Raw genomic sequence first — 21,878 nt, forward strand, 5'->3', positions numbered from 1 at the left:
TTTCCGGAAAGATGAAGAGGTTGGTCAGTCGCCCCGGATCCAGGGGCGGCTGCGGGCGCGGAGCGCTTCGCTGTCGATCCTGATCCCGTCCTCCTCAAAATAGAGGGCGATCGGACCGGCGGCGGAGAGGCGTGGGCGGTCGAGGACGAGGGCGCATCCCTCCGGTGTGTTGCCTTGCCAGCTCGACAGAAGCAGGACGGTGCTTGCGTCGCAGTCCGGCAGCGTGTCCGGCCAGCGGCTGCGGGCAGTGACGATCTGGAGCTGCCGGTTGCCGAACATGGCGCGGGTCCAGCCGTCACCGCGGTCGAGGAGAGCCCAGCGGTCGGCGGCGAGCTCCTGCTTCACCGGCGCGCCGTCATTCTCCAACCAGCTCCGAACCACGAAGCTTGAGCCGCGGCCGCGGTTCACCGCCCGCCCCTCCTCCGTCATCGCGCCGACGAGACGGCCGTTCGAGGCGATGAGGACGTCCGGACGCTCATGATCCGACCAGATGAAAAGCGCGAGCCCGAGGGGCAGCGCCGCCAGCCAGCGCCCCGGCCCGCGCCACAGGATCGCCCAGACCATCGCTCCCGCGATCAACGGCAATGCCGCCAGTGGCCCGGCCGGGATCGCACGGCGGGCGCCGTCCATCTCCGCCACCCACTGGGCAATGCCGAGCACCGTTTCGATCCCGAAACCCATCACGGCGAGCGCCGGGCCCTCCAACCCCAACGGCGCCAAGACGCCCGCCACGACGCCCGCGGGCATGATGACCATGCTCATGATCGGCACGGCGAGCAGGTTGGCGAGGAGGCCGAACTGCGAAACCTGATTGAAGTGGAACGCGCCGAAGGGCGCCGTGGCGAGCCCGGCGACGGACGACGTGATGAGCAGGGCCAGCGGCGCGCGGAACCGCGTGACCCAGCCGCGATCCTCGTCCCGCCACCAGGCGCGGCCTCTCAGATCCTCGAAGACGGCGACGAGGGCCGCCGTGGCGGCGAAGGAGAGCTGGAACCCGGCCTCCAACAGGCTCTCGGGCCGAACGGCGAGGATCAGGGCGGCCGCGAGTGCGACGGCGCGCAAGGTGAAGGCCGGGCGGTCGATCATCACGGCGACAAGTACGACTGCGGTCATGATGAACGCGCGCTGCGTCGCGACCGATGCGCCGGACAGCACGAGGTACCCTGCCCCGGCGATCAGCGCGACGGCCGCCCCCCATTTCTTGATCGGATGGCGCAGCGCGACCCCGGGCACCAGCGCCAGACCGTAGCGCACGGTGCCGTAGACGAAGGCGGCGAGCAGGCCCATGTGCAGGCCGGAAATCGCCAGCAGATGCGCGAGGTTGGAGGCGCGGAGGTCGTCCAGCACCTCGCCATCCACCGTAGAGCGATCCCCCGTCAGGATGGCGGCGGCAAAGCCCGCGGCGGGCTCATCGAGCTTCGCCCGGATCCCGTCGGCCACGGCCATGCGGGCGCGCAGCACCGGCGCGCCGGGCGGATCGGGCAGGACGAAGAGCGGCGCGTCGGTGTAGCCGACGGCACTCAATTGCTGGAACCAGGCGAGGCGGCGGAAGTCGAAGCCGCCGGGCTCCGCCGGGCCGGACGGGCCGCCAAGGCGGGCCGTGACCATGATCCGGCGGCCCGGCAGCGGCAGATCGGGCAGCCCCTCGACGAAGGCGATCCGAACCTGTGCGACCGGTGGTCCGCCGTGGAGCACCACGTCGTCGAGGGTGAGGCGCGGATTGCCGGAACTCGTCCGTCCCATCTCGACCACTCGGCCGGTGACGGTGCCGTAGAAATCGCGCTCCAACACTGGATGGGTGAACGCCTGGGTTCGCAGCCAGGCGCCGGTGACCCCGAGGCAGATCAACGCCAGGGCCGCCGCGACCGCGACCCGCGCCAGCGTACCGCGCGCGAGCGCCAGCCCGGCGAGACCGGCGGCACCGAGCGCCGCGATCTCGCCAGCCGTCGGCTCAACCCGCAAGCCGAAATATAGAGCGATTCCCGCGCCATAGAACACCGGCGCCCACAAGATGAGCCGCCGCCGCTGCTGTTCGAGCACCAGCGACAGCGCCGTACGCCGGGTCCGCCTTGTGGCGGGGGAGGCAAATGCTCTAGACACGGGCGCGATCCTCGCCCGGCCATGGTTAGCGAAAGGTTAACACCGCATGTCTCCGACGCCTCCCGTCACCCGCTTCGCCCCCTCGCCGACCGGCTTCCTGCATATCGGCGGCGCGCGCACGGCGCTGTTCAACTGGCTCTACGCCCGAGCGAAGGGCGGCACGTTCCTGCTGCGCATCGAGGATACGGACAAGGCACGCTCGACACCCGAGGCGACTGAGGCGATCTTTGCCGGGCTGAAATGGCTGGGCCTCGACTGGGACGGCGACGCGGTGAGTCAGGCGAGCCAGGCGGAGCGCCATGCGGAGGTCGCCCACGAGCTCCTGGAGAAAGGTGCGGCCTACAAGTGCTTTGCCACGCAGGAGGAAATCGCGGCCTTCCGGGAGGAGGCGAAGGCGGCAGGCCGCTCCACGGTGTTCCAGAGCCCGTGGCGAGACGCCGATCCGGCGACGATGCGCAACGGCCCCTACGTGGTTCGCCTGAAGGCGCCGCGAGACGGCGAAACCGTGGTGGATGACGTCGTGCAGGGCCGCGTCGCGTGGAAGAACGAGACGCTGGACGACCTGATCCTGCTCCGCTCCGACGGGACGCCGACCTACATGCTCGCCGTCGTCGTGGACGACCACGACATGGGCGTGACCCACGTGATCCGCGGCGACGACCACCTGACCAACGCGGCGCGGCAGGTGCTGATCTTCGACGCGATGGGCTGGACGCGGCCCGCCTTCGCCCACATCCCGCTGATCCACGGGCCGGACGGGGCGAAGTTCTCCAAACGCCACGGCGCGCCCGGAGTCGAGGGCTACCGCGACATGGGCTACCTGCCCGCGGCCATGCGCAACTACCTCGCCCGGCTGAGCTGGAGCCACGGGGACGAGGAGTTCTTCACCACCGAGCAGGCGGTGGAGTGGTTCGACCTCGACGCGATCTCGAAAGGTGCGGCTCGATTCGACTTCAAGAAGCTCGAAAACCTCTCCGGCCAGCATATCCGCGCGATGGATGACGCAGCGCTCGCCGATGCACTCTGCGACTTTATGGCAGTGCAACATGAACCGCTGCCGGACCATGCGACCAAGGTCGCAATCGCGGCCGCGATGCCCGCTCTGAAAGAACGCGCGAAGACGCTCGTCGATCTTGTTGATATGTCTTACTATTTGCGCGCGGAGCGGCCCCTCACGCTGGATGAAAAGGCCACGAGCCAACTCGATGAAATAACTCGAAACATGCTCGTGAGATTGACTGAGCGGTTGCGGAATGTTAGTTGGACGCACAACGATCTGGAGGGCGAAATCAAGGCCTTCGCAGGCGACGAGGATCTCAAGCTCGGCAAGGTCATGCAGCCCATGCGCGCAGCACTGACCGGTCGCACGACTTCACCCAGTGTGTTCGACGTGCTTGTCCAGCTTGGTCGAGACGAGAGCCTGGCCCGGATCGAGGATCAGCTCGCCACGGCCTGAGGGGCGTCGCGAGCCGTCTCAATCCCCCGTTCCGGGGGCACGGGGGCCCACACTCCCCGAGGATCAACCAGTCCGGCGAGGGGACACGCTGCCGGACGCCAGAGGCCGCTTCTCACCACATCGGCCCGAAGACAGGGATGACACCATGGACGACGCTATGACCCCACAGAAGACTGCGAAGCTGTCGGTGGCCGGCAACGATTACGACCTGCCGGTGATGAGCCCGACGGCAGGGCCGGACGTGATCGACATCTCGAAGCTCTACGGTCAGGCGGACGTCTTCACCTTCGATCCGGGCTTTACCTCGACGGCGGCCTGCGAAAGCTCGATCACCTTCATCGACGGCGACAAGGGCGAGCTCTTGCACCGCGGCTACCCAATCGATCAGCTGGCGGCGAAGTCGCATTACCTGGAGGTCTGCTACCTCCTGCTCTACGGCGAGCTGCCGACCGCGGCGCAGCTGGAGGATTTCACCTCCCGCGTGACCAACCACACGATGCTGCACGAGCAGATGCTCAACTTCTACCGCGGCTTCCGGCGGGACGCGCACCCGATGGCGATCGTCTGTGGCGTGGTCGGTGCGATGTCGGCCTTCTACCACGACTCCACCGACATCCACGATCCCTGGCAGCGCGAGGTCGCCTCGATCCGCATGATCGCGAAGCTGCCGACGATCACGGCGAACGCCTACAAGTACTCGATCGGCCAGCCGTTCGTGTACCCGGACAACAATCTCGACTACGCGTCGAACTTCCTGCGCATGTGCTTCGCCGTGCCGGCCGAGGAATACGTGGTCGACCCGATCCTCGCCCGCGCGATGGACCGGATCTTCATGCTGCATGCGGATCACGAGCAGAACGCGTCGACCTCGACGGTGCGGCTCGCCGGCTCCTCGGGCGCCAACCCGTTCGCCTGCATCGCGGCCGGGGTCGCCTGCCTCTGGGGCCCGGCGCATGGCGGCGCGAACGAGGCAGCGCTCAACATGCTGCGCGAGATCGGCTCGGTCGATCGCATCCCCGAATACATCGCGAAGGCGAAGGACAAGGCGGATCCGTTCCGCCTGATGGGCTTCGGCCACCGGGTCTACAAGAACTTCGACCCGCGCGCGAAGGTGATGAAGGAGAGCGCGGACGAGGTGCTCGGCCTGCTCGGCGTCGAGAACAACCCGACGCTGCAGGTCGCCAAGGAGCTGGAGAAGATCGCGCTGGAGGACGAGTACTTCGTCTCCAAGAAGCTCTACCCGAACGTGGACTTCTATTCGGGCATCATCCTCGACGCGATCGGCTTCCCGACCTCGATGTTCACCCCGATCTTCGCGCTGTCGCGCACCGTCGGCTGGATCGCCCAGTGGAAGGAGATGATCGAGGACGAGAAGCAGAAGATCGGCCGCCCGCGTCAGCTCTACACCGGTGCCGGCTTCCGCGACTACGCGGACGTGGAGAACCGCTGAGCCACACTCTCCGTCACACCGGAGCAACAGATAACGCAGATGGCCCGGAGATGATCCGGGCCATTCTTGTTTTGCACAGGCCAGCGGCTTCAGATGTCTCCACTATTTCTTCGTGGGGAAGATCACATCATGAACCGTTCCATCCTGCTCGCGGCCGTCGCGAGTGTGCTCCTGTCGGCCTGCGACATCGTCCAGCCCGACACCGCTGCCGATCTCAGCCTGATGCAGGGCCGCGAGGTCGCAGTCGTCCAGAACCGGCCGACCAGCCTGCGCCGTGGCGTTCCGGGCGCACAGACGCAGGGGCAGACCTCGCTCGCCGCCGCCGCCTTCGTCGCCGTCTTCAACGTCACCCAGCTCGCCACCTCCCGCATCGGATCGATCCCGGAGCCGACGGTGGACCCGATCGCGTTGACGGAGCAGAGCGTCGGCGCCGCACTGGTCGCACAATCGGGCAGCCGCCTGCGCACCCTGCGCTCGCCCACCACCACCTCCGCCCAACAGCGGTCCGAGGCGATCGGCGCCGCGCGCGGCGTCGGCTTCTCCGGCCTGCTGGTCGATATGGAGAGCGTGCGCTATGACATTCTGGCAAACGGCAAGGTCATGGGCCTGGGAACGGAGAGGTTCACGCTCAACATGGTGGGAACGCTGGCGGTGATCGACACGCTGACGGGCGAGACGGCGGGACGCGCGCGCTGCACCGTCTCCGAACCACTGCCGGAGACGGCCTCGACCCGCGGCATCACGGTCGGCGAAGTCGACGCGCTGGTGACGGGCCTGGCCGAGCGCTGCGCGAGCGCCATGACCGCAACTTTGCTGCCGTCATGAGCAAGTCGGTCGAGCGGGTGCGGCAGGTGGCGGACGATCTCGGGCTCGAGATCGTGGTGCTGGAGATGCCCGCCTCCACCCGCACGGCCGAGGAGGCGGCGGCGACCTGCGGGGTCGAGCTCGACCAGATCGTGAAGTCGCTCATCTTCGCGAGCGTGGGTGGCGACCTCCACCTCTTCCTGATGGCGGGCGGCTCGCGGCTCGACATGAAGGTGGCCGCGAAGGTCGCCGGTGTCGCGCTGGAGCGGGCCGATGCCGATCAGGTGCGCAGCGAGACCGGGTTCGCCATCGGCGGCGTCGCCCCGATCGGGCATCTGAGCAGGCTGCCGACCTACATGGACCCGCGGCTGCTCGATTTCGACGGGGTAGTTGCGGCGGCGGGGACGCCGCGCCATGTCTTCACCGTCTCGCCCAAGGCGCTGGTGGAGGCGACGGGCGCCTCACTCCTGCCGCGCTAGCCGGTCCAGCACCGAACGGGCCGCCCTCAGACCGGGCGGCTCGCCCCCCTGCCCCAGCATCCGCATCGCCTTCGCCATTGCCGCCTGCTGCGCGACGCGCGCGCTCGGATCCTCCAGCAGTGCGTCGAGAGCCGCGGCGATATTGCCCGGCGTGCAGGCGTCGAAGAGCAGTTCGGGCACCGCGTCGCGATCCAGCAGGATGTTGACGAGATTGGCATATTTCACCTTCACCGCCCGGCGCACGAGGAAGGTGGTGATCGGCGCCATCTTGTAGGCGATCACCCCCGGGCAGCCCGCCATGGCGAGTTCCAGCCCCACGGTGCCGGAAGCCGCGAGCGCCAAGTGCGCCGCGGCAAAGGCACTGCGCTTGCGCGCCTCGGCGAGATCGGGGGCCATGCCGCGCGGGTCGAGGAGCTTTGCCTCCAGCGGCCAGTCCGCGACCTTCTCCGCCACCAGATCCGTCACCGCCCCGGCCGTGGGCACCACGACCTGCATGTCCGGTGTGCCGATCAGGCCGAGGGCCGCGCCGAAGGGCTCCGCCAGCCGCTCCACCTCGCCGCGGCGCGAGCCCGGCAGCACGACGACGATCGGGCGTTCGGGGTCGAGGCCGAGCTCCGCCATCAGATCCTGCACCTCGCCGACCGACGGCGGACGTTCGGCGACCACCGGGTGGCCGACGAAGTCGCAGGTCATGCCCGCCGCCTCCATATAGGGCGGCTCGAAGGGCAGCAGGGCGAGCACGTGGTCGACGTGCCGCGCCATCTTCACCGCCCGCTTCTCCCGCCACGCCCAGACAGAGGGGGCGACGTAGTGGATGACCGGCAGATCGGGGCGTTTCGCCTTTACCTTGGCGGCGACGCGCAGGCAGAAATCGGGGCTGTCGATGGTGATGAGCGCGTCGGGTTTCAGATCGAGCACGGCCTCCGCCGCCTCGTCCCGCCGCCGCAACAGGCCCGGCAGGCGCGGCAGCACCTCGGTGAGGCCCATGACGCTAAGCTCCTCCATCGGGAAGAGGCTCTCCATCCCCTCCGCCTGCATCAGCGGGCCGCCGATGCCGTGGAACGCCACGCCGGGGTCGAGTTCGCCGAGGCCCGCCATCAGCGCGCCGCCCAGCTTGTCGCCCGAGGGCTCGCCCGCGATCAGGAACAGCTTCATGGCCGTGCCCACAGGAAGAGGCCGGCGGCGTCCGCCTCGGCGATCACCGCGTCGCGGTCGAGGATCAGGACGGCGTCGGCTTCGATCACGATGCCGCGCAGGCCCGCGGAGGCGGCGCGGCGCACCGTCTCCACCCCGATCGTGGGCATGTCGAGCTTGCGGTCCTGGCCGGGTTTCGAGCGTTTGACGAAAACACCCGCGCGGTCGCCATCATGGGTCCGCGCCACGAAGTCGAGCAGCGCGTCGGTGCCCTGGATCGTCTCGATCCCGCGCACCTGGCCGAAGGCGACGACCGCGCCCTGCCCCACGTCGAGCGGGGCGAGGGCGGCGAGGATCGCCTCGGCGCGGGCCGCATCCTCCTGATCCTCGCGATTGGGCTGATGGGTGCCGAGAACGCCGGTCGCCACGCGCAGATCCTCCAGCACCTCGTCGGCGCCGATCAGGGTCAGGCCCTCATGCTCCAAGAGGCCGCGCACAGTGCGCAGCAGCGCGTCGTCGCCCTTCCGCAGCGCCGGCGCGAGGCGCGGCAGCCAGCTCAGCGCCTTGCGGTCGAGGGCGAGCGGGTTGATCGAGGGGCGCTCCACGCCGCCCGCCATCACGAGATGGGCACAGCCCGCGCCGCGCAGCGCGTCGAGGATCCGGCGCACGCCGGTAATCGGGGCAGTGACGTGGGGATGCGCGTCAGCCCAACCTCCGGCAAAGCCTTCGAGCGCGACCACCAGATAGGGCCGCCCCTCCGCCGCACGCGCCTCTGCGATCCGTTTCGGCAGGTCGCCGCGCCCCGCGAGGATGCCGAGCGGGCCGTCGGGGCCGCTCACGGTGTGGCGACCGAGCGGCTGTGATCGGCGAGGATGAAGCCCGTGATCTCCTGCACCAGCGCATTGTCCGGATGGTCGTCCCGGGTCCGCGCCGCCCGCTCCTGCAAGGTGCCCGCCCCGTCGACGAAGATCGCCTGGTAGGCGGCGCGCAGGGCATGGAGCTGTGCCCGCTCCACCCCGCGCCGCTTCAGCCCGACGATGTTGAGCCCGGCGAGCGCGCCCCGATTGCCGACGATGGAGCCGTAGGGGATCACGTCCTTCGTCACCATCGAGACGGCGCCGATCATGGCGCCGCGCCCCAGATGGCAGAACTGATGCACACCGGACTGACCGCCGATGATCACGTTGTCCTCGACCGTGCAGTGCCCGGCGATGGCGGCGTTGTTCGCCAGCACGATCCGGTTGCCGAGCTTGCAGTCATGGCCCACGTGAGAGCCGAGCATGAAGAGATTGTCGTCGCCGATACTGGTAAGGCCGCCGCCGCCCTCGGTCCCCGGATTGATCGAGGTGGACTCGCGGATCATGTTGCGCGCGCCGATCTCCAGCCGCGTCGCCTCACCGGCATATTTCAGGTCCTGGGGCTGATGCCCGACCGAGGCGAAGGGCCAGATCCGCGTGCCGTCGCCGATCGCCGTATCCCCTGCCACGACCACGTGGGAGAAGAGCTCCAGCCCCGCGCCGAGCCGGACCTTCGGCCCGATCATGCAGTAGGGACCGACCCGCGTGTCGGGCCCGATCTCCGCCCCGTCCTCGACGATGGCGGTGGGGTGGATGATGGCGCTGTCGGCGATGGCCATTGTCAGGCTCCCTCGGGCGGAACGATCATCGCGGCGAAGACGCACTCGGTGGCGAGTTCGTCGCCCACTTTCGCCTCGCCCTTGAACTTCCACACCTTGCCGCGGCCGCGAATGGTCTCGACATGCAGGTGCAGCACGTCGCCCGGCACCACCTTCCGGCGGAAGCGGCATTCGTCCACCGTCATGAAGTAGACCAGCGCCTGCTTGTCGATCAGGCCCAGCGAGGCGGAGACGAGGACGGCGGAGGTCTGGGCGAGCGCCTCGATCTGCAGGACGCCGGGCATCACGGCCTCGGCCGGGAAGTGCCCCTCGAAATGCGGCTCGTTCGCGGTGACGTTCTTCACGCCCTTCGCGTACTTGCCCTCCACCATATCCTCGACCCGGTCGACCAGCAGGAAGGGATAGCGGTGCGGGATCATCCGCTTGATCTCGGCGAGGTCGGCGGTGGTCTTGAAGTCGGTCGAAGCCTCGGACATCGGCGGTCTCTCCTTTCGGGCAGTGCGTGGAAAGGCCTAGTCTCCGGCCTCCCCCTGGTCAAGCTGGCGGGCGTCGAGGCGGCGGATCACCTCCGCCGTGATGTCGAGCACCGTGTTGGCGAGGACCACATCGCGCAGGTCGAGGATGGCGGCCGCCCCCGTGTCCCGCATGATCTCCGCATAGATCGGGTTGAGGCTTTCGGCGAAGGCGCGCTCGCGCTCCTCCTCCTCCCGTGTGAGCTGGGCGGCGCGGCGGTCCTGCTCGGCCCGCGCGGCGCGGACCCGCTCGTCGAACTCGGCGGCGATCTCGGCGAACTCGTCGCGGCTGAGGACCGAACGGCGGGCGGCGAGCGCGCGCTCCTCCCGCTCGAAGGCCGAGGAGATCTGCTCCCCCTCGGCCACCAGCCGCTCGCGCGCCAGACGGTTGGCCCGGATCAGCGCCTGCCCGGTGCGGGAGCGTTCGAGCACCGCGGTCGGGTTGACGAGGAGGACACCGCCGATCGGCATGCGGGTCGGCGGATCGCCCGCGAGGGGTTGCGCGGCGGCTGTCCCCGCTAGAGCGAGGAGCAGCGCCGCGACGAAGGCCAGACGCATCAGAAGCGGCGGCCGCCCGTCAGGCGGAAGCGTTCCAGATCGTCGCCTTCCTCCGTCTGGATCGCCTCGGCATAGTCGATGCGCAGCGCACCGATCGGGCTGTCCCAGAAGAGGCTGAGGCCGACGGCCGAGCGCAACTCCGGATCGTCGTCGACCTCAAAGGTGCCGCGGACCGGATCGCCCTCGATCGTGGTGTCGTCGAGGCCCCAGAGCGTGCCGACATTGGCGAAGACGCCGCCGAAGAGGCCCAGCTCCTCCGGCAGGCCAAGCGGGAAGGAGGCCTGCGCCCGCATCACCGCGTAGTAGTTGCCGCCAAGCGCCGAGTCGATGTCGCGGTTCGAGCCGTTGTCGAAGCGGTCCCGCGGGCCGAGGCCGCCGGACTGGAAGCCGCGGAACGACTGTCCGCCGAGGAAGAAGCGGTCGGTGACCCGCACGCCGTCGTCACCGCCGACCAGCGCGCCGCCCTCGACCTCGAGGAACGTGACGATGTCGTCGTTGCGGAAGGACTGGTAGATCCGGCCGCGCGCCACGTTGCGCAGGTACTGCGCGTCGCCGCCCAGACCCGCAAGGTCGGTCGACAGCGTCAGCAGATAGCCCGCCGTCGGCGCCGCGCGTGAGTTGCGGCGGTCATAGGCGTAGGTCGCACCGATAGACGAGGTGATCTCGGAGCCCTCGTCGTTGATGATCGCTTGCGACACGTCCTCCGGATCGCTGCCCTCGATGTCGTCCTGCGACAGGCGGTAGCGGACCTGAAGCGAACCGTTCGGGCTGAGCGGGAAGCTCACCCGCGGCTCGATCCCGATATTGGTCTCGTCGAAGTTCGAGGTCTCGCGCTCGATCTCCCGGAAATAGGCGTCGAAGCCGACCCCGACCTCCCGGTCGAGGAAGGCGGGCTCATCGAAGGAGAAGGAGTAGATGCTGCGATCGGAGTCGATCGAGAACTCCGCCCCGACCCGCTGACCGCGGCCGAGGAAGTTGTTCTCCTGCAGCGCGACCGTACCCCCGAGGCCCGAGGCCGACGAGAACGCGATACCGAAGTTGATCGAGCCCGTCAGACGTTCCTCGACCGTGGCGTCGATCACCGCCTGGTCGGGCGCCGTCCCCTCGCGCACGTCCACGTCGACGGCGCCGAAATACCCGAGGCCGCGCAGACGGTCCGTCGCCTCACGCACCTGGCGCGCGTTGAAGGCGTCGCCCTCGACCAGCTCGAACTCCCGCCGGATGACGCGGTCGAGCGTCGCCGTGTTGCCGGAGATATCGATGCGCTGGACGAAGACGCGATCGCCCTCCTGCACCTCGAAGATCACGTCGACCGTGCGCTCCTCGAAGTTCTGGACGACGCGCGGCACGATGTCGACGAAGGCGAAGCCCTGGATGCCGGCGATGTCGAGCATGTTCTCGATCGTGTCGTCGATCCGGCGCTGGTCGAAACCGTCGCCCGTGGACATGGCAATCGCCCCGTCGAAGTCCTGCGGCTCCAGTCCCGGTGCGAAGCTGTCGATGCCGAGCTCGCCGAAGGTGTAGCGCGGCCCCTCGCTGACGGTGAAGGTGATGAAGAACGCATCGCGGTCGGGCGAGAGCTCGGCCACCGCACTCTCCACCTCGAACTCCGCGAAGCCGTTCTCGAGGTAGAACTGGCGCAGCAGCTCCTCGTCGAGGCGCAGGCGGTCCTGTTCGAACGTGTCACCGGCGAAGAGGAAGGAGAAGAGGCCCGCCTGACGGCTCGCGATCACGCCGCGCAGGTCGCTGTCGGAGAAGACCTCGTTGCCCACGAAGGTGATGCGCTCGACCTCGGTCACGTCGCCTTCGCTGATCTCGAACACCACGTCGACGCGGTTGTCGGAGCGCTCGATGATGACCGGGTTCACCTCGGCATCCAGCCGCCCGACGGAGCGGTAGGCGTCAATGATGCGCGCGGCATCGGACTCCACCGCCGCGCGGTTGAAGGCGAGCCGCGGCCTGAGATCGATGGCGCTGCGCAGCACGTCGTCGGAAACGATGCTGTTGCCTTCGAACGCGATCTGGTTGATCGACGGGTTCTCCTCGACCACCACGGTCAGAACGGGCGGGTTCACCTCGATGCGCGCGTCGGAGAAGAGGCCGGTCGCGAACAGCGCCTGCACCGCGTCGTTCACGTCGCGCGCAGTCACCGTCTCACCGGGGACGAGGTCGGTGGTGATGCGGATCGTCTCCGCCTCGATCCGGCGGTTGCCCTGCACCTCGATGCCCTGAAGCACGAAGCCGCCGGCCTGGGCGAGCACTGGCTGATGTGGCACCAGCGCACCGATGAAAACGAATGCCGCCAAGACAAAGTTGAACGCGGGGAGCCTGATTCCCCGAACGATCGATACCCGCATCTGCCCCTGACCCTCTTTTGGTGTGGGTTTTACTGTGTTTTTCAGAGGCGCCGCGCTGTGGTGCTAGAGCGACAGCCTGCTCAGATCGTTATACGTTGCGAAGACCATCAGGGACAACACCATAGCGAGACCCACCGCCATCGCGATGTCCACCCACCGGCCCTTGGGCTGACGCCCCGTCACGGCCTCGATCGCGTAGAAGACGAGGTGCCCGCCGTCGAGCACCGGGATCGGGAACAGGTTCATCAGCCCGATCGCGGTGGAGATGAGTGCGATGAGCTGGATGAAGTTGGTGAGCCCCTGCCCCGCCGTCTCACCCGAGACCTGGGCGATGCCGACCGGCCCGTTGATGTTGGACGGGCTCAGGCTGCCCGCGATCATGTGGCCGATCCCGTCGATGGTGCCGGTGATGATCGCGAACATACGGGAGGTGGCAACACTCAGCGCCTCGATCGGACCGGCGGTGCGTACCGCGGGCTCGATATAGGTGCCGACGGTCACGCCAATGATGGCGCGCCGCTCGAACCCGTCCGCTGTCGGCACGTCCTCGACCCGCGGGGTCATGGTCATCGTCATCGTCTCGTCCCCGCGGCGCAGGGTAATGTCGATGGGCACGCCCTCGGAATTGCCGACCGCGGCGAGCAGCGCGTCGAAGTCCGGCAGCGGCTTGTCATTGGCCGAGAGCAGCAGATCGCCCGCCTCGATCCCCGCCTGGCTGGCGGCGGAGAGCGGACGCACGCCCACGACATAGGGCGGCCGCGGATAGGGCACGGCGAGGGTCAGGACCTCGCCATCACGCTCGACGAGGAAGGGCGTGGTCGTGTCGCTCGGCAGGTCGGAGAACGCCTCGACCATCTCCACATAGGTCGTCACCTCCGTGTCACCGACCTGGCGCACGATGTCGCCGGCCTGCAGCGGCGTGGCGGAGACGACGGAGTCCGGGATGCCCCCAATCACCGGTTCCTCCACCGCGAGGCCGTTCCAGGCGATGAAGCCGAGGAAGATCGCGATGGTCAGGATGAAGTTGGCGATGGGTCCGGCCGAGACGGTGAGCGCCCGTTTCCAGAGGGCCGCTCCGGGAAAACTGCGCGCCCGCGTCTCCGCATCCATTCCCTCGACCGCAGACTGATCAGGACGGCTTGCCCCGTCCGCGTCGCCCAGAAACTTGACGTAGCCGCCCAGAGGCAGCGCGCCGATGCGCCAGACCGTGCCGCGGCTGTCGGTGCGCGACCACAGCTCCTTGCCGAAGCCGAGGGAGAAGACCTCCGCATGGATGCCGCACCAGCGCCCGACGATGTAATGGCCGAACTCATGCACGAAGACGACGATGGCGATGACCACGATGAACGGCAGCACCGCGCCGAGGAAGCCGCCGATGATCGGCAGGTCCGAAATGAATTCCATCGCTTAGTCCCTTCCTTCGATCCACGCCGCGACGCGGGTGCGTGTGTCCGCGTCGAGCGCCAGAACCTCGTCGAGCGCCCCGGGCTCGCCTTCGCAAGGTAGGGCGTCGAGCGCACGGTCCACAAGGTCGGCCATGTCGAGAAAACCGATCTGTTTGTTGAGAAATCCCGCCATCGCGGCCTCTTTCGCCGCATTCATCACCGTTCCGGCCCGCCCGCCCTTGCGCAGCACCTCCTGCGCGATGCGCAGCGAGGGGAAGCGGTCGGGGTCGGGTGCCTCGAAATCGAGCTGCGCGAGCTTCGCGAAATCAAGCCGCTCCACCGGCAGGTCGACGCGGGCGGGGAAGTTGAGGGCGTAGCCGATGGCGCCCCGCATATCCGGCGGTCCGAGCTGCGCGATGAGGGAGCCGTCGGCGAAGCCCACCATGGAGTGGACGATGGACTGGCGGTGGACGATGACCTCGAGCTGCCCCGGCTCCAGGTCGAAAAGGTATTTCGCCTCAACCAGTTCCAGCGCCTTGTTGAACATGGTCGCACTGTCGATGGAGATGCCCTGGCCCATGTCCCAGTTGGGATGGGCGACGGCCTGCTCGGGCGTGACGCTCTCCATCTCCGTCCGGCTGCGGTCGCGGAACGGGCCGCCGGAGGCGGTGAGGATCACCCGCTCCACCTCCTTCTGACGCTCGCCGCAGAGGCATTGGAAGATCGCCGAATGCTCGCTGTCCGCGGGCAGGAGCTGCGTGCCCGCACCCTCGCAGGCGTCGAGCACGAGCTGCCCGGCGCACACCAGGCTTTCCTTGTTGGCGAGCGCCAGTGCGGTGCCCTGCCGCGCCGCGGCAAGTGTCGGCGCGAGGCCCGCGGCGCCCACGATCGCCGACATGATCCAGTCGGCGGGGCGGCTCGCGGCCTCCACCAGCGCCTCCGGCCCCGCGGCCGCCTCGACCCCGCTGTTGCCAAGGGCGCTGCGCAGGTCGTCGAGCCGTGCGGCATCGGCGGTCACCGCCACGTCCGCGCGCAGGCGGATCGCCGTTTCAGCCAGCTTCGCGACGTTGGAGTTGCCGGTGAGCGCGACGACGTCGAACGCCTCCGCCCCGCCGGCCCGGTCGATCAGGTCCAGTGTCGAGGCTCCGATGGAGCCCGTCGCGCCCAGGATCGAGATACGCCGCATGCTCATCCCCACAGGAATATGTTCTGCCCGCGCAGGAAGCTGACCGCCGCCACGAAAAGCGCCGCGGCCATCAGCCCGTCGAGCCGGTCGAGGATCCCGCCATGGCCCGGCATCAGGCGGCTGGAGTCCTTCACTCCAAAATAGCGCTTCGCAGAGCTTTCAAGTAGGTCCCCGCCGATGGCGATCAGCGCGACCAGCGCGGACATCAAAGCGACCTCCGCCGCGTAGGGCACCGGCGTGAGGATCGCGAAGAGGAACCCGGTGATCTGCGCGAAGAGGACGGAGCCGATGAGGCCCGCCCAGGTCTTCTTGGGGCTGACCGCGGGCCACAGCTTCGGCCCGCCGAAGATCCGGCCACCGAAATAGCCGCCCACGTCGACCGCGATCACAACCAGTACGAGCCAGAGCACCGCGAGGAAGCCGAAGCGGAAGTCGTTGCGCATCGCCTCGATGCAGATCATCGCGATGCCGATATAGAGCACGCCCGGCACGATGAAGCGCAGCCGCGCCCGCTCCGCCAGCACCCCGGCGCCGAGCAGCACCAACAGCACGGCAAAACCCACCGCGGGGCTCGCGAGACCCGCCGCTAGCACGCCCGCCGGACCAGCCAGAACCATGGGCAGCGCGCGCAGGCGCAGCCCCTGCCCCTTGCCCACGACCATCTCCCGCCACTCCCAGATCATGGCGGCGGTGCCGATGGCGAGCAGCGTGGCGCTCCACAGGCCCCCGAACAGGAACACGACGAGCGCCACGCCGCCCAGCACGGCGGCGGAGATCATTCGCAGTCTGAGGTCGGCGAATTTGGCAGGGTCGAGCGTCAAGCCGTCCCGCCCTGCGCGGCCGTCACATCCCCGAAGCGGCGCTCTCGCGTGCCGAACTGGTCGAGGATCTCGCCGAATTGCTGTGCCGTGAAATCGGGCCAGCACTCGGGCACGAAGGCGTATTCCGAGTAGGCGGCCTGCCACGGCAGGAAGTTCGAGGTGCGCAGCTCGCCGGAAGTGCGGATCACGAGCTCCGGATCCGCACAAGCGGCCGTATCGAGATAGGAGGACACGGTGGCCTCATCGACCGCATCCGGATCGAGCTTGCCGAGGGCCGCGTCGCGCGCCATGCGCTTTGCTGCCCGCGCGATCTCGTCCCGGCCGCCATAGTTGAGGGCGACCTGCAGCGTCAGCAGGGTGTTGTGCGCCGTCCGCGCCTCCAGCCCCGCCATCATCCGCTGAATATCGTCGTCGAGCGGCCCACGCTCGCCGATAAAGCGCACGCAGACCCCGTTCTGCTCCAGCGCGGCCGCCTCCATCCGGATGTAGATGCGGAACAGGCGCATCAGGGAGGCCACTTCGAAGACCGGGCGCTTCCAGTTCTCAGTGGAAAAAGCGTAGAGCGTCAGTGTCTTGACGCCCAAATCGGGACACGCGCGTACGATCTCGCGCACGCGGTCCACCCCCTTCTTGTGGCCGGCGACGCGCGGCAAGCCGCGGCGGACCGCCCAGCGGCCGTTTCCGTCCATGATGATGGCGACGTTGCTGGGGCGTTTTGCGGGCATGGCGCACCTCGCGTTGCGGCGTGAAGATCGAGGCAGGCCGTCAGACCTGCATGATCTCTTCCTGTTTGGTTTCCAGGGCGGCGTCGATCTTCGCGATGTGCGACTTGGTGATCTCTTCGATTTCGTCAGTATAGACCTTCTGGTCGTCTTCTGCCATTCCCGCGGACTTGGCCTTTTTCACCTGGTCCATTCCGTCGCGGCGCACGTTGCGAACCGCGACACGGGCGTTCTCGGCATACTGGCCCGCGACCTTGGCGAGCTCGCGGCGGCGCTCCTCGTTCAGCTCCGGGATCGGCAGGCGCAGCGTCGTGCCGTCCATCACCGGGTTGATGCCGAGGCCCGCGTTGCGGATCGCCTTGTCGACCGCACCCACCATCGACTTGTCCCACACGTTGACGGTGACCATGCGCGGCTCGGGCACGTTGATCGTGGCGACCTGATTGATCGGCATCATCGAGCCATAGGCATCGACCTCGACCACATCGAGCATGGAGGCCGAGGCGCGGCCCGTGCGCAGGCTCGCGAAGTCGCCGCGCAGGCTGGTAAGCGCGCCGTCCATGCGTTTGGCCAGCGCATCTGTATCGATGTCGATCTCTTCGGACATGTATTCCCCTCGTCCTTATTGGCCCACCATGGTGAATTTTCCCTGACCGCTCAAGACCCCGGCCAGTCCGCCGGGCTCCGCGAGGGAAAAGACGATGATGGGCAGCCTGTTGTCCCGCGCCAGCGCAATGGCCGACGCGTCCATGACCTTGAGGTTCTTGGCCAGAACTTCGTCATAGGTCACGGTGTCGTAACGTTTCGCATCCGGGTTCGACTTCGGGTCGCTGTCATAGACGCCGTCAACCTGCGTCCCCTTGAAGATCGCCTGGCACTTCATCTCGTTGGCGCGCAGCGTCGCCGCCGTATCCGTCGTGAAGTACGGATTGCCGGTTCCGGCGGCGAAGATGCAGACCCGCTTCTTCTCCAGGTGGCGCACGGCGCGGCGGCGGATATAGGGCTCGCAGACCTGGTCCATCGGGATGGCGGAGATCACGCGGGTGTTGATGCCGAGCGCTTCCAGCGCGGACTGCATGGCCAGTGCGTTCATCACGGTGGCCAGCATCCCCATGTAATCGGCCGTCGTCCGCTCCATCCCCTGCGCCGAGCCCTGGAGCCCGCGGAAGATGTTGCCGCCGCCGATCACCATGCAGACCTCGACGCCCATGGCGTGGATTTCCTGCACCTGCCGCGCGATCCGCTCCACCGTGGGAGGGTTGAGCCCGAAGCCCTGGTCGCCCATCAGCGCCTCGCCGGAGATCTTGAGCATGACGCGGGAATAGAGCGGCGCGGGCGTACCTTCCGGCATGGGCGAGTCTCCTGTGGCGGGTCGCGCGGACCCTGCCCGGAAACCCTGCCTGTTTCAACGGGAAAGCGAGCGGCATTCACCGCGCGATGTAACGATCCAGCCGATGGTTGACCGTGAGAAACAGGTTGAGCACGACGGCCCCCAGCAGCGACCAGCCCATGGCGTCGAGCGGCAGTACGGCAAGGCCGAGCGCGAAGATCGCGAGGTCGATGACGAGCTGCACCAGCCCCGGTTTCCACCCCATCCGGTCCTGCAGGTAGAGCGCGAGGATACCCACCCCACCAAGGCTCGCGCGGTGGCGGAAGAGGCCGAGGAGGCCGAAGCCGATCAGCACGCCCCCGGTTATCGCGGCATAGGCGGGCGCGATGCCGCCGAGGCTGAGCCACTCGCCCTGCAAGGAGATCAGGGCCGACAGCGCGGTGATCGCCGCGAACGTCTTGAGCGTGAAGGACCAACCCATGCGCAGGATGGCGAGCACGTAGAACGGCGTGTTCAGCAGCCAGAACAGGAGGCCCGCGTCCCAGTTGGTCAGGTACGACAGCACCAGCGCCAGCCCCGCCATGCCCGAGGTCACCAGCCCCGCCGCCTGATAGAGCGCGAGGCCAAGCGCCGTCACGATCACCCCCGCCGCGATCCCCTGCCCGTCCTCCAGCGCGGTATGCTCCGTCGCCGATCCCTCCCACTGCGCGTGGCGGCGGGCGAGCTGACCGGCTTCGTTGTTGCGGTGCAAAAGAGACATTCGGCAGACATTGCGCGATGCTGGCCGAGGTCAAGGTTTGGTGGTCATCCCCGGGCTTGACCCGGGGATCTCCCGAAGCGGAGGGATGGCCGGACCACGATGTCGAGGACGGAACGGGAGAAGCCGATGTCAGGCACCGACGAAAGCTGGCGACGCATCCTGACCCGCGCCGATTTCCGTGCGGCCTGCGCCGGCCGCACGTTCCGCATCGGCCCGGACCAGTTCACGATCCACGCCGACGGACGCCTGACCGGCCGCTTCGACGGGTTGGACCTGATCGGGACCTGGACCTGGGAAGACGGCCTCTTCTGCCGGACCGCGACACTGGGTACCGAGGATCTCGGCGAGGACCGCGAGACCATAGAGGTGAACGGCAACCGGATGCGCTACCGCGGCGACGGCGGGCACGGCGCGCCCCGGATCGCGACGGCTGATCCCAGGTGATGGGCTTGGCTGAGGAAGGAGCCGAACCCAGCAAGGTCCTATGCCGCTGGCCGGTCCAGCCCCGGGTGGCAACCCGCGCTGCCGTCCCGGCCGCAGCGCCGGGACCGCTCCGAACCGAAGCGCTTCGTGGCGAAAGGCCCCGGATCAAGTCCGGGGTGGTAGAACACCAAACAACACTCCCACCCGGCGGCACCGCCGGGCCGCGCCCGCCCCGGGCTCCGCCCGTTCACGCCTCAAACGCTCCACTGGAGCGTTTGCGAGACGGCGTTCACCCTCACCCCGCCTCGGAGGACGCGGCCCTCATCTCTTCGCACCGACGGCGTTTCCGACCTCCCAAAAGCAAAACGCCGCGCGATGTCTCGCGCGGCGCCTTGATCAGTCCGTTGAAGGGGCTCAGCCGCCCATGGTCTTGGCGACCTCGGCTGCGAAGTCCTCTTCTTCCTTCTCGATGCCCTCGCCGACCTCGACGCGGGCGAAGCCGGTGATGGTCGCACCCGCGTCCTTGGCCGCCTGGCCCACGGTCACGTCTGGGTTCATCACGAACTTCTGGTTCAGGAGGGTGACCTCCTCGAAGTACTTCTTCATCCGCCCGACGATCATCTTCTCGATCACCGCGTCGGGCTTGCCGCTTTCGCGGGCCTGCTCGGTCAGGACCTGCTTCTCGCGCTCAACGAGGGTCTGGTCGAGATCGTCTTCGGAGAGCGACGCCGGGTTGGTCGCCGCGACATGCATCGCGACCTGCTTGCCGAAGGCCGCGTCGCCGCCGGTCATCGCGACGATCACGCCGATCTTGCCCATGCCGTCGGCCACCGCACCGTGCACGTAGGAGGCCACGACGTCGCCCTCGACCTTCGCCATGCGGCGCAGCGCCATGTTCTCACCGATCGTCGCGACCTTGTCGGTGACGACGTCCTTGACGGCCTTGCCGCCCAGATCCGCCTCGGCCAGCGCCTCGGTGGAGTCCACGCCCATGGCCACGCCTGCGATCGAGCCCACCATCTCCTGGAACTCGGCGTTGCGGGCGACGAAGTCGGTCTCGGAGTTCACCTCGACCGCGACGGCGGTGCCGCCGTCGGCCTTCACCGCGACGAGGCCCTCGGCCGCGGTCCGGCCGGATTTCTTGGCGGCCTTGGCGAGGCCCTTGGTGCGCAGCCAGTCCACGGCGGCTTCCATGTCGCCGTCGGTCTCGGTCAGCGCCTTCTTGGCGTCCATCATGCCTGCGCCGGTCTGATCGCGCAGTTCCTTCACCTGTGCAGCGGTGATTGCCATTGCCTGTCTCCTGAATGGAACGTCCGCGCCCCCGCTACCGGGGACGCGCAAAGGATTTGTGACGGTGGGCGTGGCTTACGCCTCGGCCGGGGTCTCTTCGGCGGCGACGGCCTCTTCCTCGAAGCCCTCTTCCATCTCGCCGAGGTCGACGCCGGCAGCACCGAGCTGCTCGGACATGCCGTCAAGCGCCGCGCGGGCGATCAGCTCGCAGTAGAGCGCGATGGCACGGGCCGCATCGTCATTCCCCGGGATCGGGTAGTCGATGCCCTCGGGGTTGGAGTTGGTGTCGAGCACCGCGATGACCGGAATGCCGAGCTTCTTGGCTTCCTGGATGGCGAGCTGCTCCTTGTTCGTGTCGATCACGAAGATGAGGTCGGGCACGCCGCCCATGTCGCGGATGCCGCCGAGCGATGCGGTCAGCTTCGCCTGCTCACGGTCGAGCTGCAGGCGCTCCTTCTTGGTGAAGCCCGATGCGCCCTCGCCGAGCTGCTCATCCAGCGTCTTCATCCGCGCGATGGAGTTCGACACGGTCTTCCAGTTGGTGAGCGTGCCGCCGAGCCAGCGGTGGTTCATGTAGTACTGCGCGCAGCGCTCCGCGGCCTCGGCCACGGCCTTCTGGGCCTGGCGCTTGGTGCCGACGAAGAGGATGCGGCCACCTTTCGCGACGGTCTGCTGGACGGCATTGAGTGCCGCGTCGAGCAGCGGAACCGTCTGCGTCAGGTCCATGATGTGGATGCCGTTGCGCTCGCCGTAGATGTACTGACCCATGCGGGGGTTCCAGCGGTGCGTCTGGTGGCCAAAGTGAACGCCAGCTTCCAAAAGCTGACGAAGCGTGAACTCGGGAAGAGCCATTCGTCCATTTCCTTTCCGGTTTCGCCTCGGCGAGGGGAAAGGACCATCTGGCCCAACCGGTGGACGCCTCGGGATGTCTCCCCGAACCGCCCGCCCCCGCCTGCGGGATTGAGTAGCGGTGCGTTACTCGGGTTCGGCGCCGGTTGCAAGGGGCTGCGGCGCGGTTTCGTGCGTCACCAGCGCGAGCGCCCGGCGCAGCGCCTCCATCCCGTCGGGGCCGAGGCGGTCGAGGAGCTTCGCCTGGAGCTCGCGTTTCACCTGCGACATCGCCGCATTCATCTCCCGCCCCTTCGCGGTGCGGCGCACGAGGCGCTTCCGCCCGTCATCCGGGTCCGGCACGATTTCGAGGTAGCCGCGACGGACCAGCGCGTGCACCTGCTCGTGCGCGGCCTGGCGCGAGACATGGCGGCGGCGCGCGAGGTCGGAGAGCGCGATGCCCCCGGGCCCGATCAGCACCAGCGTGTCGCTGTCCGCCACGGTGACATCGCCGAAGCCATGGTCGGCAAGGCCCGCATACATCGCAGCCTTGTAGGCCTCGAAGGCCAGCCAGAGGTCTACCCCGACATGATCGACACGCTTGTCCATGGAGCCGTTGTTCCAGAGCGGCGGCTCAGGCGCAAGGC

22 protein-coding genes are annotated in these 21,878 nt (G+C 68.1%); 5 read left to right on the plus strand and 17 right to left on the minus strand.

The window, feature by feature from the left end; all coding sequences use genetic code 11:
- Window positions 1-24: 24 nt before the first annotated feature.
- Window positions 25-2,100, minus strand: a complete 2,076-nt coding sequence (locus tag I0K15_RS19770) for a ComEC/Rec2 family competence protein (RefSeq protein WP_196103189.1) — start codon at window positions 2,098-2,100, stop codon at window positions 25-27.
- Window positions 2,101-2,146: 46 nt separating this feature from the next.
- Between I0K15_RS19770 and gltX the strand changes: the two genes are divergently transcribed.
- From gltX to I0K15_RS19790, 4 genes are all read left to right on the plus strand, one after another.
- Entirely contained in the window at window positions 2,147-3,556 is a 1,410-nt protein-coding gene (gltX, locus tag I0K15_RS19775) for a glutamate--tRNA ligase (protein WP_196103190.1), read from the plus strand.
- 145 nt (window positions 3,557-3,701) lie between these two features.
- Entirely contained in the window at window positions 3,702-5,006 is a 1,305-nt protein-coding gene (gene gltA / locus I0K15_RS19780; protein ID WP_422393993.1) for a citrate synthase, read from the plus strand.
- 129 nt (window positions 5,007-5,135) lie between these two features.
- Window positions 5,136-5,831, plus strand: a complete 696-nt coding sequence (locus I0K15_RS19785; RefSeq protein ID WP_196103191.1) for a hypothetical protein — start codon at window positions 5,136-5,138, stop codon at window positions 5,829-5,831.
- A complete protein-coding gene (locus I0K15_RS19790) occupies window positions 5,828-6,289 on the plus strand; it encodes a YbaK/EbsC family protein (RefSeq protein WP_196103192.1) in 462 nt (153 codons plus the stop codon). The genes I0K15_RS19785 and I0K15_RS19790 overlap by 4 nt, the downstream gene beginning before the upstream one ends.
- Here the strand turns inward: I0K15_RS19790 and lpxB are convergent.
- From lpxB to I0K15_RS19855, 13 genes are all read right to left on the minus strand, one after another.
- On the minus strand, window positions 6,272-7,444 hold the full coding sequence (lpxB, locus tag I0K15_RS19795; RefSeq protein WP_196103193.1) for a lipid-A-disaccharide synthase: 1,173 nt from the start codon (window positions 7,442-7,444) through the stop codon (window positions 6,272-6,274). The two genes, I0K15_RS19790 and lpxB, sit on opposite strands and share 18 nt — an antisense overlap.
- Window positions 7,441-8,262, minus strand: a complete 822-nt coding sequence (locus I0K15_RS19800; RefSeq protein WP_196103194.1) for an LpxI family protein — start codon at window positions 8,260-8,262, stop codon at window positions 7,441-7,443. The genes lpxB and I0K15_RS19800 overlap by 4 nt, the downstream gene beginning before the upstream one ends.
- Window positions 8,259-9,059 carry an acyl-ACP--UDP-N-acetylglucosamine O-acyltransferase gene (gene lpxA, locus I0K15_RS19805; RefSeq protein WP_196103195.1) on the minus strand — a complete coding sequence of 267 codons (801 nt, stop codon included), beginning with the start codon at window positions 9,057-9,059 and terminating at the stop codon, window positions 8,259-8,261. The genes I0K15_RS19800 and lpxA overlap by 4 nt, the downstream gene beginning before the upstream one ends.
- 2 nt (window positions 9,060-9,061) lie before the next feature.
- Entirely contained in the window at window positions 9,062-9,535 is a 474-nt protein-coding gene (fabZ, locus tag I0K15_RS19810) for a 3-hydroxyacyl-ACP dehydratase FabZ (protein WP_196103196.1), read from the minus strand.
- 36 nt (window positions 9,536-9,571) lie between these two features.
- Window positions 9,572-10,129, minus strand: coding sequence for an OmpH/Skp family outer membrane protein (locus I0K15_RS19815; protein WP_196103197.1), 558 nt, complete (start codon window positions 10,127-10,129; stop codon window positions 9,572-9,574).
- The gene (gene bamA, locus I0K15_RS19820) at window positions 10,129-12,405 is read right to left on the minus strand and encodes an outer membrane protein assembly factor BamA (protein ID WP_230374196.1); all 2,277 of its coding nucleotides are present in this window, start codon (window positions 12,403-12,405) and stop codon (window positions 10,129-10,131) included. The genes I0K15_RS19815 and bamA overlap by 1 nt, the downstream gene beginning before the upstream one ends.
- Before the next feature lie 144 nt (window positions 12,406-12,549).
- Window positions 12,550-13,890 carry an RIP metalloprotease RseP gene (gene rseP / locus I0K15_RS19825; protein WP_196103199.1) on the minus strand — a complete coding sequence of 447 codons (1,341 nt, stop codon included), beginning with the start codon at window positions 13,888-13,890 and terminating at the stop codon, window positions 12,550-12,552.
- Between the two features lie 3 nt (window positions 13,891-13,893).
- On the minus strand, window positions 13,894-15,057 hold the full coding sequence (dxr, locus tag I0K15_RS19830; protein WP_196105540.1) for a 1-deoxy-D-xylulose-5-phosphate reductoisomerase: 1,164 nt from the start codon (window positions 15,055-15,057) through the stop codon (window positions 13,894-13,896).
- Window positions 15,058-15,059: 2 nt separating this feature from the next.
- Window positions 15,060-15,836: a phosphatidate cytidylyltransferase gene (locus I0K15_RS19835; protein ID WP_196103200.1), complete on the minus strand. Its 777-nt coding sequence runs from the start codon at window positions 15,834-15,836 to the stop codon at window positions 15,060-15,062.
- 38 nt (window positions 15,837-15,874) lie between these two features.
- A complete protein-coding gene (gene uppS, locus I0K15_RS19840) occupies window positions 15,875-16,603 on the minus strand; it encodes a polyprenyl diphosphate synthase (RefSeq protein WP_196103201.1) in 729 nt (242 codons plus the stop codon).
- Between the two features lie 40 nt (window positions 16,604-16,643).
- Window positions 16,644-17,207, minus strand: a complete 564-nt coding sequence (gene frr, locus I0K15_RS19845) for a ribosome recycling factor (RefSeq protein ID WP_196103202.1) — start codon at window positions 17,205-17,207, stop codon at window positions 16,644-16,646.
- 15 nt (window positions 17,208-17,222) lie between these two features.
- Complete coding sequence (pyrH, locus tag I0K15_RS19850; RefSeq protein WP_196103203.1) at window positions 17,223-17,951, minus strand: UMP kinase; 729 nt, start codon at window positions 17,949-17,951, stop codon at window positions 17,223-17,225.
- A gap of 76 nt (window positions 17,952-18,027) precedes the next feature.
- The gene (locus I0K15_RS19855; protein ID WP_196103204.1) at window positions 18,028-18,690 is read right to left on the minus strand and encodes a YitT family protein; all 663 of its coding nucleotides are present in this window, start codon (window positions 18,688-18,690) and stop codon (window positions 18,028-18,030) included.
- A gap of 126 nt (window positions 18,691-18,816) precedes the next feature.
- Between I0K15_RS19855 and I0K15_RS19860 the strand changes: the two genes are divergently transcribed.
- Entirely contained in the window at window positions 18,817-19,134 is a 318-nt protein-coding gene (locus I0K15_RS19860) for a hypothetical protein (protein WP_196103205.1), read from the plus strand.
- A 393-nt stretch (window positions 19,135-19,527) separates the two neighbouring features.
- Here I0K15_RS19860 and tsf read toward each other — a convergent pair whose 3' ends face one another.
- The 3 genes from tsf to I0K15_RS19875 all read right to left on the minus strand — a co-directional run bounded on the left by tsf (window position 19,528) and on the right by I0K15_RS19875 (window position 21,840).
- Window positions 19,528-20,403, minus strand: coding sequence for a translation elongation factor Ts (gene tsf / locus I0K15_RS19865; RefSeq protein ID WP_196103206.1), 876 nt, complete (start codon window positions 20,401-20,403; stop codon window positions 19,528-19,530).
- Window positions 20,404-20,478: 75 nt separating this feature from the next.
- Complete coding sequence (gene rpsB / locus I0K15_RS19870; RefSeq protein WP_196103207.1) at window positions 20,479-21,255, minus strand: 30S ribosomal protein S2; 777 nt, start codon at window positions 21,253-21,255, stop codon at window positions 20,479-20,481.
- Window positions 21,256-21,378: 123 nt separating this feature from the next.
- Entirely contained in the window at window positions 21,379-21,840 is a 462-nt protein-coding gene (locus tag I0K15_RS19875) for a MarR family winged helix-turn-helix transcriptional regulator (RefSeq protein WP_196103208.1), read from the minus strand.
- Between the last annotated feature and the right edge of the window lie 38 nt (window positions 21,841-21,878).

Source organism: Pontivivens ytuae (genome assembly GCF_015679265.1).
Classification (GTDB): domain Bacteria; phylum Pseudomonadota; class Alphaproteobacteria; order Rhodobacterales; family Rhodobacteraceae; genus Pontivivens; species Pontivivens ytuae.